Source organism: Magnetococcales bacterium, assembly GCA_015228815.1.
Taxonomy (GTDB): domain Bacteria; phylum Pseudomonadota; class Magnetococcia; order Magnetococcales; family UBA8363; genus UBA8363.
This window is the reverse complement of sequence record JADGCV010000063.1, coordinates 1-16,680: the sequence shown is the minus strand read 5'-3', so window position 1 is coordinate 16,680 and position 16,680 is coordinate 1. Positions and strand designations below refer to the sequence as shown.

14 protein-coding genes are annotated in these 16,680 nt (G+C 56.7%); 3 read left to right on the top strand and 11 right to left on the bottom strand.

The genetic code is table 11. The features are described from left to right. Positions 1 to 259: 259 nt before the first annotated feature. Complete coding sequence (locus HQL76_16990; GenBank protein MBF0110865.1) at positions 260 to 481, bottom strand: hypothetical protein; 222 nt, start codon at positions 479 to 481, stop codon at positions 260 to 262. Between the two features lies 1 nt (position 482). Beyond that, positions 483 to 773 (bottom strand): DUF4258 domain-containing protein, encoded by a 291-nt coding sequence (locus tag HQL76_16985; protein MBF0110864.1) that lies wholly within the window; start codon positions 771 to 773, stop codon positions 483 to 485. A 170-nt stretch (positions 774 to 943) separates the two neighbouring features. On the opposite strand from HQL76_16985, the gene HQL76_16980 reads away from it, so the two are divergent. The 3 genes from HQL76_16980 to HQL76_16970 all read left to right on the top strand — a co-directional run bounded on the left by HQL76_16980 (position 944) and on the right by HQL76_16970 (position 4,717). Beyond that, positions 944 to 3,073 (top strand): EAL domain-containing protein, encoded by a 2,130-nt coding sequence (locus HQL76_16980; GenBank protein MBF0110863.1) that lies wholly within the window; start codon positions 944 to 946, stop codon positions 3,071 to 3,073. Continuing rightward, positions 3,070 to 4,317: a nucleoside:proton symporter gene (locus HQL76_16975; protein ID MBF0110862.1), complete on the top strand. Its 1,248-nt coding sequence runs from the start codon at positions 3,070 to 3,072 to the stop codon at positions 4,315 to 4,317. The genes HQL76_16980 and HQL76_16975 overlap by 4 nt, the downstream gene beginning before the upstream one ends. 157 nt (positions 4,318 to 4,474) lie before the next feature. After that, complete coding sequence (locus HQL76_16970; protein ID MBF0110861.1) at positions 4,475 to 4,717, top strand: DUF2442 domain-containing protein; 243 nt, start codon at positions 4,475 to 4,477, stop codon at positions 4,715 to 4,717. A 71-nt stretch (positions 4,718 to 4,788) separates the two neighbouring features. Here HQL76_16970 and HQL76_16965 read toward each other — a convergent pair whose 3' ends face one another. The 9 genes from HQL76_16965 to HQL76_16925 form a co-directional block, all read right to left on the bottom strand. Then, positions 4,789 to 5,478: a DUF599 domain-containing protein gene (locus HQL76_16965; protein ID MBF0110860.1), complete on the bottom strand. Its 690-nt coding sequence runs from the start codon at positions 5,476 to 5,478 to the stop codon at positions 4,789 to 4,791. A 159-nt stretch (positions 5,479 to 5,637) separates the two neighbouring features. Next, positions 5,638 to 7,434, bottom strand: a complete 1,797-nt coding sequence (locus HQL76_16960; GenBank protein MBF0110859.1) for a diguanylate cyclase — start codon at positions 7,432 to 7,434, stop codon at positions 5,638 to 5,640. Between the two features lie 523 nt (positions 7,435 to 7,957). Beyond that, positions 7,958 to 9,640: a methyl-accepting chemotaxis protein gene (locus HQL76_16955; protein MBF0110858.1), complete on the bottom strand. Its 1,683-nt coding sequence runs from the start codon at positions 9,638 to 9,640 to the stop codon at positions 7,958 to 7,960. Between the two features lie 332 nt (positions 9,641 to 9,972). Beyond that, positions 9,973 to 10,557, bottom strand: a complete 585-nt coding sequence (locus HQL76_16950; GenBank protein ID MBF0110857.1) for a site-specific integrase — start codon at positions 10,555 to 10,557, stop codon at positions 9,973 to 9,975. Between the two features lie 412 nt (positions 10,558 to 10,969). Continuing rightward, positions 10,970 to 11,251: a type II toxin-antitoxin system Phd/YefM family antitoxin gene (locus HQL76_16945; GenBank protein MBF0110856.1), complete on the bottom strand. Its 282-nt coding sequence runs from the start codon at positions 11,249 to 11,251 to the stop codon at positions 10,970 to 10,972. 160 nt (positions 11,252 to 11,411) lie between these two features. Beyond that, positions 11,412 to 11,828, bottom strand: coding sequence for a DUF4351 domain-containing protein (locus tag HQL76_16940; GenBank protein ID MBF0110855.1), 417 nt, complete (start codon positions 11,826 to 11,828; stop codon positions 11,412 to 11,414). 57 nt (positions 11,829 to 11,885) lie between these two features. Next, positions 11,886 to 12,962, bottom strand: a complete 1,077-nt coding sequence (locus tag HQL76_16935) for a ribonuclease T (GenBank protein MBF0110854.1) — start codon at positions 12,960 to 12,962, stop codon at positions 11,886 to 11,888. Between the two features lie 208 nt (positions 12,963 to 13,170). Then, entirely contained in the window at positions 13,171 to 13,917 is a 747-nt protein-coding gene (gene phbB, locus HQL76_16930) for an acetoacetyl-CoA reductase (GenBank protein MBF0110853.1), read from the bottom strand. Positions 13,918 to 14,044: 127 nt separating this feature from the next. Beyond that, a partial coding sequence (locus HQL76_16925; GenBank protein ID MBF0110852.1) for a helicase associated domain-containing protein occupies positions 14,045 to 16,680 on the bottom strand: 2,636 nt, incomplete at its 5' end.

Below are 16,680 nucleotides of genomic sequence, written 5' to 3'. Positions count from 1 at the left end.
ATTCGAACGGCGGATCACCCTGGAAGATCTCTATAATATCCTATATCATGATCCGGTAATCGAACATCATCCTTGAAACCTGGACCGACCGTGTTTTGGATGCCCAGACCCTGGAAGAGGTGTTGGCGCTTCGGAATTGAACTTTGACCTGATCGCCATCGAAAATAAACAAGGCCATGATTTGGCTTGAAAGAGTCATGGCCTCGACCATTCGGGACGACCGTTTATCGGAGCCACGCATGAATCATCGCCATTGTTGTCATGCGATGGCATGCCGTCGAATATCAATCTTGACGCCTGTATGCACGGCTTCTTCTGCATTTTGCAACCATTGCCGGGTCATGGCTTCCTCGTGACAGGCCTCGCCGCGATTGTCACGGATCAGGGCAGGGACCTCGTGGAACACCAGGGTTGTCCTCTGTCGATCCAGGGATACGGTGACCGTACCAGGTCGGGCCTCACCGTGTTTGAAACGGTGCATTTCATGGACTGTTCCTCTGGGTGGTCCAATCGGACAACCAAAGATCCGGATTTGGGTGATAAACGGTGATGATGATTTTTGGATCTTCGGCATCATTATTCACGGCAACAACATGCAAGGGTCTTCCCAGCCGATCCTTGCCCAACCACGGACAGTTTGGGTGGGGAGTGTCGTCAGGATGATGTTCGATTACCGGATCATGATATAGGATATTATAGAGATCTTCCAGGGTGATCCGCCGTTCGAATATTTGTCGCAATGCGTGTTGGCGCGAATTTCGATGCGGTGCCATGTCCATCGATTATGGTACACTGCCGGGAATTGTAGCGCCAAAGCCCCGTGGATGGAGTTCCCATCGGAACCGGCCCCCTGGGGGCGATCCCTTGATGCTCCGGGTTTAACGGATTGTTTGTTTTTCTTATTTTGCGATGCCCGGGGGTGGAGGGAGCGGGCCATGGAACGATGATGAACAAAAAGCCCCTCTTTTATGTGGTGGATGATGACGCCGTGACCCGGCTGACCTTGAGCCGGTTCCTGGAGAATCAGGGCTATGCCACGGTACGACTGGAAAGCGGACCGGCGGCGCTGGCGGAACTCGACCGGCGCCTTCCCGACGTCATCCTGCTCGATGCCCGGATGCCGGGCCTGGACGGTTTTGCCACCCTGGCCGGGATCAAGGAAAAAAAGGGGGCGCAACGAATTCCCATCCTGATGATCACCGCCCTGAACGATGACGAATCGGTCGATCGCGCCTACGAACAGGGAGCGGTCGATTTCATCACCAAGCCGGTTCACTGGGCCATCCTGCGCAACCGTGTCACCCATCTGCTGCGTGAAATCGAGCATGAACGGCGGCAGAATCTGGCGGCCAGCGTGTTTGACAACACGACCGAAGGGATCGTCGTCACCGATCCCCGGGCCAACATACTGTCGGTCAATCCTGCCTTCACCCGGATCACCGGCTATCTTCCCTCGGAGGTCGTCGGGCGCAACATGCGCCTCTTGCGTTCGGGACGGCACGACGAACAATTCTACTCTGGCTTCTGGCATTCCCTGTTGACCACCGGCAAGTGGCAGGGAGAATTTCTCAATCGGCACAAGGATGGCTCGATTATCCCACAATGGGTGACGATCAGCAGCATTCTGGGGGCGGATGGGCGGATCGAACGTTATGTCTGTTTGTTTTCCGACCTGACCGCTCTTCGCGAATCGGAAGCGAACTTTGCCTATCTGTCGGGGCACGACCTTTTGACCGATCTTCCCAATCGCCATCTTTTTCAGGAACGGTTGGCCCTGGCCCTGGCGGAAAATCGGGAACGCCCTTTCCGGTTGGGGGTGATGGTTCTGGATATCGACCGTTTCAAGGTGGTCAACGATACCCTGGGCCATGACAAGGGGGATCAACTTCTGGTCCGGGTTTCCAGGCGGTTGCGCAAGGTGTTGCCGCGAAATGTCACCATGGGCCGGCTGGGAGGGGATGCGTTCGGGTTTATTCTGCCCGACCTCGATCAATCCCGCGACGCGGCCAGGACGGCGCAAATGTTGTTGGATGCCCTGGGGCAACCGTTTGTGATCGAGAATGACGAAACCATGGAATTTGTCATCGGCGCCAGCATTGGTATCGGCGTGTCGCCGCTGGATGGGGCGGATGTCAAGACCCTGCTGCGCAACGCCGATGCCGCCATGTACCATGCCAAGGAGCAGGGACGGAACAATTTCCAGTTCTATCGCAACGATTTGAACATCGCCACCATGGCGCGCATGCTCATGGAGAGCAGTCTGCGCACTGCCCTGGAGAAGGATGAGTTCACCCTCTTCTATCAACCCCAGATCGATGCCCGTTCCGGAGACCTGGTCGGCGCCGAGGCCCTGATCCGCTGGCGCCATCCGCGGCAGGGGATGATCGCCCCCGGCGAGTTCATTCCCCTGGCCGAGGAAACCGGATTGATCGTTCCCATCGGCCAGTGGGCGTTGCGTACCGCCTGCCACCAGATGGTCGCGTGGCGAGGCAAGGGATTCGCACCCCTTGTAGTGGCGGTGAACCTTTCGGGAATCCAGTTCCGGCAACCCGATTTTTCCGAACATGTCCTCCAGGTCATCCGTGAATCGGGGGTGGAATCGGGATGGTTGGAACTCGAACTGACCGAAACCATCGCCATGGGCGATGTCGAGGAGACCTACGCCAAACTCATGGCCCTTTCGGGAGAGAAGATTCCCCTGGCCATCGACGATTTCGGCACCGGGTTTTCATCCTTGAGTTATCTCAGGCGTTTTCCCATCGATACCCTGAAGATCGACCGCTCCTTCGTGCGCAACTGCGTCGAGGATTCCGACGATGCCACCATCGTCCAGACCATCATCGGCCTGGCCCACAGCCTGGGTCTGGCGGTGGTGGCGGAAGGGGTGGAGACGCCGGAACAACTTGATTTTCTGGTGCGTCAGGAATGCGATGTCATTCAGGGATACCATTTCAGCCGTCCGTTGCCGGTGGCGGAGTTTGAGGAATTTATGTCCCGGATGGCGGCGGAAGGGGAGGGGCGGTTGGCGAGTGCCAACTTGAGGGAAGTGAAAAAAAGAAAGACGCGGCGATGATTCATGGTTTGATCGGTTTGATGGGATTGATCTTTCTCGCTTGGCTTGCCAGCGAAAATCGACGGAATTTTCCATGGCGGGTGGCGGTGATGGGGCTTGTGCTTCAATTGGGGCTGGGCCTTGTGTTGCTGAAGTTGCCCCCGGTCCGTTCGGTGTTTCTTTGGCTCAACGATCTGGTGATCGCCTTGCAACGGGCCATGGAACAAGGGACCTCTTTCGTGTTTGGTTATCTGGGTGGCGGGGGGGCCCCTTTTGCCAAGGGGGAGGGGGGGACGACCTTCATCCTGGCTTTTCAGGCGCTGCCTCTGGTGCTGTTGGTGAGCGCCCTTTCGGCCCTGCTGTATCATTGGCGGATTCTCCCCTGGGTGGTGCGGGGCATTTCGGCGGTCCTGGAAAAGGGGATGGGCGTTGGCGGTGCAGTCGGGCTGGCGACGGCGATGAATGTGTTCGTCGGGATGGTGGAAGCGCCTCTGGCCATTCGTCCATACTTGGCGATCATGACCCGCTCGGAACTGTTCGCGGTGATGACCGCCGGGATGGCGACGATCGCCGGAACCATGATGGTGCTGTATGCGGCCATCCTCGATCCGGTCATTCCCGATGCCATGGGCCATGTCCTGACCGCCTCGATCATCAGCGCTCCGGCGGCCTTGATGGTCTCCCGGATCATGGTCCCCGAGTCGGGATCGCCGACCCTTGGCGGCGACATGCCCCCGTCCCAGGCCACGGGGGCGATGGATGCCATCGTTCGGGGGACGACTGAAGGGGTGACGTTGTTGCTCAACATCATCGCCATGCTCATGGTGTTGGTGGCGTTGGTGTCCCTGGTGAATCAGGGATTGGCGAGTGTGGCGGGATGGGCCGGCATGGAGGGGGACCCTCTGACCTTGCAGAAGATTCTGGGATGGCTCATGGCGCCGGTTGCCTGGTTGATGGGGATCGGCTGGCAGGAGGCCCAGGTTGCAGGCTCCCTGTTGGGGACCAAGACGATTCTTAATGAATTTATCGCCTACATGGACCTGGTGAACATCCCCCAGGAACAAATGGGGCAGAAAAGTCGCATCATCATGATGTATGCCCTGTGCGGCTTTGCCAACATGGGCAGTTTGGGGATCATGATCGGCGGCCTCGGGGCGATGGTCCCCGGGCGCAAGGATGAGGTGGTTGCGCTGGGGTTCCGGTCGATTATCGCCGGTACCTTGGCTACCTGCATGACTGGCGCCGTGGTGGGGATTATCCTGTAGATCGAGAATTCGGGGGAAAACGTCTAAGGAAAAAGTGTTTTTATAAAACTATTATTTATTACCGATCTGGAAAATCGTGAAGAACTCATGGCGGACTGGGAACTTGCCTCGGGCTGTGAGCTGCTTTTCAAAATCGCGCCCCTTCGTTGAGGGTTCCATGCTGCTTGATGTCATTCATGTTGAAGCGCGAAAAAATTACCAACTCATTCTTGAATTTGAGAATCAGGAAAGAAGAGTGTTTGACATGTCTCCCTACCTGGATATCGGGGTGTTCCGCAAGCTGAAAGACCTCAGGCTGTTCCAGGCTGCTTATGTCCGTGGTGGTACGGTCGTTTGGCCGGGAGAAATCGATATTGCTCCTGAAACGCTTTATATGGAATCGATACGCTTTGGCCAATGAAACCTGGAGGGAATATTGTTTGGTGGTCTGACAATCATCTCGGTTTTTGCTCTGGGGACCACGGGGTGGAATCATTCCGCACTGTCAACCCGTCGCAACACCAACAGCATCAACAAGGTGCCGAAGAGGAACCACCATTCGCCGAACAGCCAGAGCGAAAAGGGAAGGACCAGATAATAGCCCCGCATCCCGAGGGTGTAATGGGCTGCGCCACGGTTGAAGGTTTCGGCCACCAGAAGCACTCCGTTGTCCACCTTGGGCAGGCGGCTCATGTCGATGAAAAATCCCGGCCTTTGAAGATAGCGGAAATTTCTTTTCGACAACGACACATTGATGAAAATGGCGACCAGATTGTAATACCGGACCGACAGCATGAAGTTGGCGAAGCAGAACATGAAAGTGATCGTCAGGAGGATCAATTGGTAGATCCAGAGTTTATCGGCGCCGAAACCGGGTGCTTGTAAAATAGCGAGTGTATTTTCCCGTGACGGATCGCCAAGGATGGCATTCATCAGCCAAAGATCGATCATGATCGCCGTCGATGCCAGAAAGGTCGCGGCCATGGTCAGATTGCGCAGCGTCTGCACTGCCAGGACATCCTTGTGTTCGGTCATGATACGTTCGACCCAGAGGGTACGCATATGGTTGGACAACCCGATTGAAGTGCGGTCGGGGTGTCTCTTGAGGAGATAGAAAAGACGCGCATGGTAGACAAACAGAGCCAGAACGGCGGCGGCGGAGATGAAGAGGTGTTCCTTCATGGTGGTTTTTCAGGTTCGAGGAAAACGCGGTTGCAAGGATGTTCGAATGGGATTCGAACATGATGCTCTGCGGGCGAAAAGTCAAAATAATAATCCTTCAGGATGCGTTCCCCCCACCCCCTGCCATGGACAGGATGCCCTGTGGGTAAAACGTTTCGCCTATTGCATGATCTCCTCGAATTCGGGCCGGTAGACCTGACAATGATTTCGTCCGCATTGTTTGACGGCGTAAAGCGACAGATCTGCCTTGCGCAACAGGGATTCGGCATCGGTTCCATGGGCGGGATAGAGGCTGATGCCGATGCTTGACCCGACATGGACCTCGGTTCCTTTGAGAAAGTAGGGCTGGTTGACCGACAGGATGATTTTCCCCGCGACCTTGATCGAATCGTCGGGCGAGGTGATGTTGGGCAGGATCAGACAGAACTCGTCCCCCCCCAACCGACCGATGACATCGCTTTCCCGCAGACATTGGCCGATTCTTTTTCCGACATGCGTGAGCAGTTCGTCGCCAATCTGGTGGCCATGGTTGTCGTTGACCTTCTTGAAGCCATCGAGATCGATGAAGAGGATGGCGAGCAGCTCGTTTTGACGCTTGGCGCGGACGATTTCATGATTGAGTCGTTCCATGAACGCAGCCCGGTTGGGCAACTGCGTCAGGGAATCGGTGCGGGCCATTTTGCGAATCTGTTCCTCGGCGCGTTTTCTTTCGATGATTCCGGCCAGGGTGTTGGCGAACGTGACCAGGAATTGTTCTTCGTCGGCGTCGCGATCGTGACCATGGGCGACATAGAGGTTGAGGACGCCCAGGAGTTTGCCGAGCGATTCGATGGGGACACAGAAATGACCATGAGGCTTGATTCCGGGGAACGAAACGTCATGGCGTTCGTCGATGCAGGGGGCGAAAACCACAGCCCGATCCTGGGCCGCCCTGCCGCAGAGACAATAGCCATAATCGATCTGCCGGCAGAGTTCCAGGAGCGGCACGGAAAGATTTCTCTGGACGGCGAGGGTCAGTTTTCTGTTGGCCTCGTCGGCCAGGAAAATGCTTCCACGGGATTCGATGGTCAGCCACGGGACCGAAATGATGAGGTCCATCGCCGCTTCCAGTTGTTGTTGCAGCGAAATGGCCTGAAGGGAGGTCTCCAGCAACGCCGAGATGGCAATCCGCGACTTGTAGTCCCGTTGGTTCTTGATGGCCAGTTCGCGGTTTTTCTTGAGATCGCGCTGCGACTGAATGCCAAAGGCAATGTCCCGCGACATCGTGAATAAAATGTGAATCTCGTCGTCGGAAAAATAATCGACCTCCCGTGAATAGAGGTTCAATGCCCCCAGGACCTGGTCATTGGGGAGAATCAGCGGCAGGGACAGGCTTGAAGCAAATCCCCTTTTCATGGCCTCGAAGCGCCAGGGTTCGAAATGTTCGTCGGTGATGATGTTCCGGGAAAGCTCCGGCTTGCGGTTGCGTATGGCCCGTCCGGTCGGTCCCTGGCCAATCGGGGAATCGGACCAGGTCAGTTGCAGTTGTTCGACATAGCCGGTATCGAAGCCGCTCGATGCCATGGGCTGGATCGTTTTTTGTTCATCGTCGATGGCATAACCGATCCAGACCATGCAAAATCCACCGCTCTTGACGATGAAATCGCACACCTGGGTCAGAAATTGTTCCTCGGTGTCGGCATAGACCAGGGCCTTGTTGCAACTGGTCAGGGCGGCGGTGATCAGCTTGGAGCGTTCGAGTTCGTTTTCAAGCTGTTGCTGCTTCCGACCGCTTTCGGCAAGCCGCTCCATGAACTCAAGATGCTCCACATCCTTGATGCCGATAAGGGCGTTGAATCGTTTGCAGATCGAACTCAGGTGGTTCTCGAAAACAGAGAACCGGTCCTGATAGGCATCGATCTGCGACAAAAGGGAATCGAGCTTTTCGGAGATGGATCCATCGTTCTCGATTGTCATGGGACGCTCCCAGGTTTCACATGTTGTCTTTGTTTTTAATGATTCCGATGAGTCATATAATGGTAATTTTATATTGACCGATAATAATCATATCAATAATCCCGTGGAGCGGACTGACAGGGAAAATCGGAAAAAGCCAAAAAGATAAGTAAAAAACCAGAACAGGCATGCCCGATGGTGTACGTATTTACGATGTACAAGGCTATATGTTTATTTTTCAAAGAATACATGAACCATCCACGGGTAATCAAGCGTCCGTTTATGAAAACAGAATAATAATTTAATGCGATATTTATGGTGTGAAAAATGGGTGATCATGGAAATATTAAAACATTATTATAGATGTGGAAAGAGATGTAATAATAACATGTCGTCGTTGTAATAAACGGACAAACGATTGCTCATTCATGGATGGGAGTGTCATATGCTCATGGTGTTGTTTCCTTTGGGATTGATTCCCAACGCCACCGGGAAGGGGAACCCCCTTCCCGGACCCCTCTGTTTTCTTGAATGATACCCCTTCCTAGAATGTGACAAATTCGTCATTCGGATGGTTTTCCATTTTCGCGCACGCCATGCCGGATTGTGTACCGGGGGCGGGGATCATTTTTGGCGCGAATTTTTGCGACGGTCCCGCCTGTGGGCGTTTACCAGGCAGAGGCATTCGGGTTTGTTCGGGGCGGGCCGGGACCCTGGAGGAGCCGAAATTGAAATAGGCGATGGATTGACTCATGCCGCCGGCCTGGGCGTTCAATTCTTCCGCCGTTGCCGCCAATTCTTCGGCGGCGGTGGCGTTTTGATGCACCACCTGATCCAGTTGTCGGATCGACTGGCCGATCTGATCGATGCCCTCGCGTTGTTGACGGCTGCAATCGGCGATATCCTGGATGCGATTGGCTGTTTCCTGGATGTCTGGCACCAACTTGCCGATGATCGAACCCGCCTGTTCGGCCACATCGACACTGGAGGCGGACAGATGGCTGATTTCTCCCGCCGCGATCTGACTGCGCTCGGCCAGTTTTCTGACCTCGGCGGCCACGACGGCGAACCCCTTTCCGTGTTCACCGGCACGTGCCGCCTCGATGGCGGCATTCAATGCCAACAGGTTGGTCTGGCGGGCGATGTCTTCGATGATACTGATCTTGGAGGCGATCTCCTTCATGGCCAGGACCGCCTGATTGACCGCCTCGCCCCCCTGGGCTGCGTCCCGTGAGGCTTTCGTGGCGAGGGTCTGCGTCGTGTTGGAACTGTCGGTATTGAGTTGACAACTCCCGGCCATGGCGGAAATGGCTGTCGTGCTGGTTTCCAGGGACAGTGTCTGAACGGTCGCCCCCTGGGACAGGTTTTGCGCCGAATCCGCGATCGCGTGGCTGCTGACGGCAACCTGTTCGGCAGCCACGGAAACTTCGCCGATCACCTTGCGTAACCGTTCCACCATCTGCTGAATGGCCAGATAGATCCCGGTCGCCGGACGGGAAGTGTCGAAGGACATGGTCAAGTTCCCTTCCGCCACCTGGGTTGCCAAGGCGGCGATGATCGGCGGTTCTCCGCCCACCTGCCTGACGATGATGCGGGAAAACAGGAAGGCGACGAACAATCCCAGCAACAGGGCGACCGCGCTGCCGGCAATGATCGTGGTGACGGCCATGACAATCCCCCGACCCGCCTCTTCCTCCGCCAGTGCGCTACGCCGGATGGCATAGGCAACCAGGGCATCGATCCCCTGACGATGCGTGTCATAGAGGGTTTTCATTTGCGCCATGGCCGCCGACATCTTTTCCCGATCGCCGGCCTGGGCCTGTTCCATGAACGTCCCCTGGGCCATGGTGAAGAAGGATGCCACTGGTTTGTGTGCCTGTTCCATCAAGGATGAAAGTTCCGGCTCCAACGATTCCTTCGACCAATAGTCATGGCGCGTGTCATACTCTTTTTTCAGCCGTGTCAGTGTCTGACCGTGTTTGGCAAGTTCTTCCCTGGTGGTTATGTTGTTCATTTCCTGGACGGTTTCCCAGGATTCCAGGATGTAGAGCGGGGGGGGGAGTATGTCCGCCAGCAGATCCTTGCCCTGTATGATCCGTTGATAGACCGGACCGTTGACCTTGTAGGTTTCGATCGTGCTCCAGGAAGCCAGCGTTACCAGAAACAACAATATAAGAACAATCCCAAAACCCAGGCCGAGTTTTGCGCCAAGCTTCATGTCGTTCATGATTCCCCCTTTGCGGTTCGCACAGTCTTTATCGTTTTGAATAACCCCTTGTTTCAGGTCTGAATCGCCTGTCGGGTAATTCACGGAACCATGCCAATCTTTCCGGCATCGATCAAGGGTTTTTCTTTACTTCGGATTCTTGCAAATGATTGGAGTCGATAACCTCGTCCGAATTGTCAAAAAATTTCGCGATGTCCGAAGTGTGCTGGCGCGTTTTTCGACAAGTTTCAAAAGTGATGAAAATAATGGCATCTGGTACACTCATGAACCAGCGCATTTCTTGTCGCATCGGGCCGTGAACAAAATGGGGCATTCTGTTCAGCGCAACCCGGTCAAAACGTTCCCCACAGACGACCGGCGATATGTTGCTCCTCCTCGCCAACCGCGTCGGCATAGATTTCGGTCGTGGAAAGGCGCGAATGTCCAAGCCATTTGCGAACAAAATTGATGGGCACTCCGGATTGCAGGGAAGCGACGGCGAAGGCGTGTCGCAAACCTTTCGGACTGGCCTGCAATCCGGAAATTCCCGCCTTGTCCATGCACGTCTTTACCCGTTTCCATGCCGTGGTGCGGCAGAAATTCCAAAGACGGCCCTTGTTGGCGGTAGGATCATTGCGTGCGGAAGATACATGGTGGACGCGCTCCAGATCGGTGATCAACTGGCTGGGAATCGGCACGGCCCTGAACACTCCTTCGCGTCTTTTCTTGAGACTTTCGATCAGCAGAAGGCGTGCGTGCATGTCGATTCGTTCGGGCGTCAGAGCCAGTACCTCGGAAAGTCTGGCGCCGCTGTAGGCAAGAACGGCGCACAGCGTATAAACCTCCTGGGACATGCTGGACGCAGCCTGCAAAAAGGCCGTGCGCTCGGCAATGGTCAGATATTTACGGTTTCCTTCATGGTCATACAAAAACGACATTATTTATTCCCCATTGGATCGCAGAGATTGCCTGGACAAAATTTTCCAGGGACAAGAAATCTATAACTTGTGTGTGATGATGTTTATCGGGAATCCTGATTTCTTCTTGACATGGTGAACAGAATGCCCCATTTTGTTCACGGCCCGATGCGACAAGAAATGCGCTGGTTCATGAGTGTACCAGATGCCATTATTTTCATCACTTTTGAAACTTGTCGAAAAACGCGCCAGCACACTCAGAACAGATATGTTATGGTGTTTTGCCATTCAGAGAAACGATTGTGGATGGAGCCGGGAAGGAGGCTCTTCGCGAAAGTTTGTTGGGTTCCGTGTCGGTCAGGGATCTGGGGTCACGAAGGTGCGTTCGGGAAACTTCGGGTGTTTCCCGGGAGGGAGGAAGTGAAGCGGACCTTCATTCTGATTTGGATTCCAAAAGATCCCTGGATTGGGCCATGACCTCATCCAGGTCATGACCTTCACCTTTTTGAATTTCTTCTTCAGCGTTCAGCAACCGTGGCAGGAGTTGCCGTTCCTCTTCGGATCGTTCATGGGGCTTGACGTTCATCGGCACGGCAGAGGTGTGTCCCCTCTGGGTGATGACGATGGGGGCGCGGGAGTGCTCCAGCCGCTTGAGGGTGGTTGCGGTATCTTGGCGCAGGTCGGACACGGGAAACATTTCGGGAAGGACGGTCATCGCAACCTCCTGTTGTACGTTTACCTGTCCTTCCAGAGTAACCGCGAACGTCCTCCTGGGCAGGCCGGACCTGCCTGGAAACCAGGGGGATCGCACTGTAGTGGAAGGAGAATCCGTACTTTGACTCTGAACGCGGTAAGAAGCCCCATCGCCTTCTTGTTCATCCGCCAAACACATCGTTCAGGGACCGGGCATCCAGCACCCGGTCCGTCCAGGTTTCCAGGGTTGGAAGATCGGCCTGGGCTACTGTGTCCGAGACCCTTTCGGGCAACCTTCCGAAACGGCGGGACAACAAGCGCCGCAGCACGGCGACCGCTTCCGCCTGGCGTCCGTCCTGCCATCCGTCCTGTCGTCCTTTTTGCCATCCTTCTTCCCGCGCCAACTGAACCGCCCCCTGGGCGTCGGCGATGGCCATGCCCGCTTTTTCGTAAAGTTCGAATTCCTCCGCCGTCATGTTGGCCACCCTGGCCTTTTCGAAGGCGTGGCGGATCGGTTCCTCCCGTATCGTGTCGGGGATGGTCTCCAGCGTCCCGGCACACTTGATGAAATGAATCCACTGATCCAAAACGTCGGTCAAGGTGTACCCGGGAAACTTTGTGTGTTTCCCGGGCGTGGGGGGCACGTGATCCGGGGGTCAGGGACGCGAAGGTGATACAACCTTGAATGTTCCACCGCAGTTGGAGGCGAAACCTGGTTTGACGCGGGCCATTTCATCTCCGAGGGCGGTGACGTTGCTCAAGTCCGGTGGCAGGAGAATCTGCACTTCGACAAGATTGCCGTTTTGACAGGAAAGACGCACCTTGCGGCTGGATCCCTGTCCAAGATGCTGGTCGATGACCCGCAGAAAATTCTCCTCCGAAACCGTTGTTCCCGGGCACTGGGCCATGAAGGCGGCGATTCCGGCATCGTTGAACATGTCGGTCATGCGGGCCGCCAGCGTAAAATAGTCATCGATCGACAACCCGGAGCAGGTACCATGTTTGAACCATTCATGGCGTTCGAGGCAGGATTGATGTTCCATGCTCGGCATGACTGCGGACAGGCTATCGTGGACCTCCGGTTTCAACGTCAGGGCGGGGAGTTGACACATCCAGTTGCCGCCTGTTTTCTTCGGCGCATTGCACACGGAACCACAATAGCCATAATGGGTGCCGCAGCTTTTGCGGTTGGGCCACAGGCCATGGAGCGTGAAACGGTCCCTGGGACTTGACCCTGGGGTTGGGTTTTGACATTCCGGTTTTTTCATTCCGGCCTGCGTCTGGCAAAAGGCGGGCTGCCAGCTCAAGGCCAGGACGAAACTGTCTTCCTGATTCGGTCGGTTGCAGTCCGTGGCGGGACAGCTTCCGCTGATGGTTTCGTCCTCTCCCTGGTCTTCGGCGGCGGGGTCCACGGCGCGTTTTGTTTTCAGTTCCAGTGTACCGCAGGAGGTTTCCACCCAACGTTCCGGGACCGCGGCGTTTTCCACCCGTACCCGAATCCAGTCGAATTCCGTTGGTTTGTTCACCTCGAACGCCGCGTAGGACTGCCGCGGAACAAGGCGCAGATCGTCGGGGTTGGTTCGGTTGTTCTTGGAAACGAACGCCTCGCAATCGCGTTCGGCCAGCAACGTTCCCTCGATGGCCGTGGCGGCCAGGACAGGCCCCGGAAGCGCAAGCCAGGCGGCCCCCAGGAATACGACGAACAATCTTTTTAACGATAAAATCGGATACATGTTTGACCTCCAGTGAAGTGCGGGAATTCCATTTGACGATGGAAAATATCTTGGAGGGTTTAAAAATGCAATGGAACCTACTCAATGAAAACGATCATTCGGGAGAGGGCGTTGACGAAGTCGCAAAACGATCGTCCCGGGAAGGGATGACCCCCTTTCCGGGACGAGTCAAACGGGACCGCAATCGACGAAATGGCGTGTCAATGGCTCAGTGATGCATCCACTGTCCGCCGTTGACATCCAGGTTGACCCCGGTGATGAAGGCGGCGTCGTCCGATGCCAGAAACAGAACCGATGCGGCGATTTCCTCGGGACGGGCGAGACGACCCATGGGAATGTGTTTCTTGATGTCGTCGAGGACCGATTCGGGAACCTGAAGCATCATTTCGGTGGCGGTGTAGCCCGGGGCGACCGAATTGACCGTCACGCCATGTTTGGCTCCTTCCTGGGCCAGGGCCATGGTCAGGCCGTGGACGCCGGCCTTGGTGGCGGAATAGTTGGCCTGTCCGAACTGTCCTTTCTGACCGTTGACCGAGGTGATGTTGATCACCCGGCCCCATTTGCGGATCAACATGGCCTCGAAAAAGTGGCGCGTGACGTTGAACACGCTGTACAGGTTGACCTTGAGCACCTGGTCCCAGTTTTCGTAGGGCATCTTCTTGAAGACCGAGTCGCGGATGATGCCGGCGCAATTGACCAGGATGTCCACGGCGCCGAATTCCGCCGCGACCTTGTGTGACAGGGCGTGGCATGACTCGAAGTCCGCCACGTCCACCTCGAACAGATGGACCTCCAACACCTCCTTTTCGATCATTTCCATCCAGGGTTTGACTTTGTCTTTTTCGAAGGAGGCATAGGTTGCCGCGGTCTTGTATCCCGCCCGGGCGAAATACTTGACGATCGCCGTGCCGATGCCGCCCAATCCACCTGTGATCAGAACATGTTTTTGTGTCATCCTCTTCTCCATGATTCGAAGTCGGTGCCGCGTTGCCGGACAGAATAATTTCATGGGGGCAATCATATCATCAATGAGGGACCGGCCATAGAGTTGCCGGCAGGGGATTGTCTTCCCTGGGCGGCCTTCACGGCGGTATCCCTTCGTCCACATTCCAGTTCACGCCCAACGCATCCAGCCGTTCCCGGCGCCGCTTGTCCAGGGTTCCCTTGAGTCGCGATTGTCTTTGGAACTGGAGCCAAAGGCCAAGTTGCGGATTTTCCGGCCATGACACCGGGACGTTGCCATGGCCAAACCGATCCCGGAATCGCTTCAGATGGGCCAGCATCTCTTCAACGATGACCTCCCTGGGATCCCAGATGAAATCAAGGAGGGCCAGGCGGTCCTGTTTTTCCTGTTCCAGGTGTCCAAGGGACCGCGCCTTGCGTTGCCGGGCGCACCATTCCTGCAACCGGACATGCTCGGGGGTGTCCGAGGGGACCAGGCTGTGGCCGAAACGTTGATGAAAAAAGAACAGTTCTCGATACATTCCGAGCCATTGGGCCGCATGCTCATCCCAGACGAAGTGCAACCGGTCGAGGCGTTCGATCCGGGACTGGTCCAGTTGTCCCCCGGCGCGTGCCTTGCGTTGTGCCGCGACCCACCAGGAAAGTTTGGAATGTTCCGTATCGTTCTCAAGCACCAGGCAATGGCCGAACCGATCGTGAAAGGCGGTCAGGGCTGCGAACATTTCTTCCCAGAAGACCGCCTTGGCGTCCCAGACGAACCCCAACGGGTCGAGTCGAGCAATCTTTTCCTGCTCCAGGGTGCCGCCGCGATACCGTTTGCGCAGGCCGACCACCCATTGCGACAGCCTGGGATTCTCCGGAAACGGATCGGGAACGATGCAATGATGGCGTTCACGGACAAACGTTTCGAGGGCGACGAACATTTCCTCCCAGGCCGCCTCGCGGGCATCCCAGACAAATCCCATCCGGTCGAGTCGTTCCCGCAACGTTTGCTCGATCGTCCCGCCCGCATGGCGCAGCCGGACCCGCCGCACCCAGGAGGGGAGCGTCGCCGGACGGTTCCAGTCGGGGGGAATGTTGCAATGCCCCTGTTCAGCGATAAATTTTTTCAAGGCATTGGCCATGTCCTGATCGAAGCGGGCCTCGGGATCCCACACGAAGCCCAGGGCATCGAGGCGCTGGATCCGTTCCTTGTCGATGCGTCCCGAACCCTTCATGCGACGTTGGCTGGTCATCCAGTCGCCGAGGGTGGCAAGTTTGGCATCGACCTTGGCGGGATCTTCGTCACCATGATGGCGTTGATGACGGGCGAACAGCTCGAACATGCGCTCCCAGTACCACGTTTCCGGGTCCCAGATGAACCCCGCCATGGTCAGACGGGCGTGCCGGTCCGCGTCCATCGCCCCGCGCCGGGCGTCTCGACGTTGTTCGGCAACCCAGAGGGGCAGGTCGGGGTCTTCCGGCAGACGTTCCGGGACGTTGCCGTGCAGATGGTGTCGTTTGAAGGCGAGGAATCGATCGAAAAGGGTTTCCCATCGTTCCTCCCGCGCCGACCAGATGAATCCCAGGGCGTTGAGGCGATCGATGCGGCGGGGGTGGAGACGGTTTTTGGCCCGGGCCTGTCGCTGCTCCTCGATGAAGGCGACAAGCCCCGTGGTCCGGGGATTGGCTGGGTCGATGACAAGGTGGCCGTGCCGGCATTGAAAATCTTTCAACCGGGCAAACGTGGACTGCCAATGGGCCTCTTCCAGGTCCTGGACAAATCCGATGTCGTCGAGCAGGCGTTGTCGTTCCGGGTTCAGTTGATCTTTTTGCCAGAGGAGCCGTTGTTCGGCGCACCAACGGGCCAGTTGCGGATGGCGCGCATCCCGGTCCTCGACCTGGGCATGGCCGTAGAGACGGCGAAACAGGGTCAATTGTCGAAAATGGTCCTCCCAGTCCGCCGCCTCCAGGTCCCAGACGAAGCCCAGCGCGTCCAGTTGCCGCTTTCGGTCGTCATCCAGTCGTCCCTTGCGCCGCAGTGTCCGTTGCCGGGCGGCCCAGGCCCCCAGTTCCGGATCCCGTGGAAAGGGATCGGTGATCCAGGCGTGTCGGGTCGCCATCCTGAATCGCGACAGCCTGCCAAGAAAATGGTCCCATTCCCAGGCATCCGGATCCCAGGTGAAGTCCAGGGATTGAAGCCGTTGAATCTGGCTGGGGTCGAGGCGTTGTTGTTGGTAATCCCGCCGTTGCCGCGCGACCCATTGCGACAGTGACCCATCCTCGGGAAAGGGGTGTTCCACCCGGCAATGGCCGAAGCGGGCATGAAAGCGGCGCAGGTTGGCCAACATCCGCTCCCAGGCCGCCATCTTCGGATCCCAGACGAATCCGAGCCGGTCAAGACGGGCAACCCGGTCGGCGTCAAGCCCTCCCCGAGCATGGGCCTTGCGTTGGTTTTCGACCCAAACGGACAATTCCCGATCCTCGGGAAAAACGGGTGGGACCTCGACATGACCCGTCCCTTCCGCAAAGCGTTCCAGCCGCCCCAGATATTCCCACCAGGGGCTGGTTGCGCCAAGGACCGCAGTCTCGATGAGCCGCTGCTGTTGTGATGAATCGAGCGGTGATGGGGTCATGAACTGGAGCCAGCGGTCGAGGCCCGCCGGATTCCAGAGTCCGGTCCGTCCCCGTTCCTGCCGCACCCGTTCCATCGCCTGTGTGAAACCGTCATCGAGGTCGCCCAGGGTTTGTACTGCGCGGCACAGGGCGGGGGGGG

Bases quoted from the DNA above. Each gene is read 5' to 3' on its own strand.
- HQL76_16990 (MBF0110865.1), bottom strand. From the start codon at position 481: ATGCACCGTTTCAAACACGGTGAGGCCCGACCTGGTACGGTCACCGTA.
- HQL76_16985 (MBF0110864.1), bottom strand. From the start codon at position 773: ATGGCACCGCATCGAAATTCGCGCCAACACGCATTGCGACAAATATTC.
- HQL76_16980 (MBF0110863.1), top strand. From the start codon at position 944: ATGATGAACAAAAAGCCCCTCTTTTATGTGGTGGATGATGACGCCGTG.
- HQL76_16975 (MBF0110862.1), top strand. From the start codon at position 3,070: ATGATTCATGGTTTGATCGGTTTGATGGGATTGATCTTTCTCGCTTGG.
- HQL76_16970 (MBF0110861.1), top strand. From the start codon at position 4,475: ATGCTGCTTGATGTCATTCATGTTGAAGCGCGAAAAAATTACCAACTC.
- HQL76_16965 (MBF0110860.1), bottom strand. From the start codon at position 5,478: ATGAAGGAACACCTCTTCATCTCCGCCGCCGCCGTTCTGGCTCTGTTT.
- HQL76_16960 (MBF0110859.1), bottom strand. From the start codon at position 7,434: ATGACAATCGAGAACGATGGATCCATCTCCGAAAAGCTCGATTCCCTT.
- HQL76_16955 (MBF0110858.1), bottom strand. From the start codon at position 9,640: ATGAACGACATGAAGCTTGGCGCAAAACTCGGCCTGGGTTTTGGGATT.
- HQL76_16950 (MBF0110857.1), bottom strand. From the start codon at position 10,557: ATGTCGTTTTTGTATGACCATGAAGGAAACCGTAAATATCTGACCATT.
- HQL76_16945 (MBF0110856.1), bottom strand. From the start codon at position 11,251: ATGACCGTCCTTCCCGAAATGTTTCCCGTGTCCGACCTGCGCCAAGAT.
- HQL76_16935 (MBF0110854.1), bottom strand. From the start codon at position 12,962: ATGTATCCGATTTTATCGTTAAAAAGATTGTTCGTCGTATTCCTGGGG.
- phbB (MBF0110853.1), bottom strand. From the start codon at position 13,917: ATGACACAAAAACATGTTCTGATCACAGGTGGATTGGGCGGCATCGGC.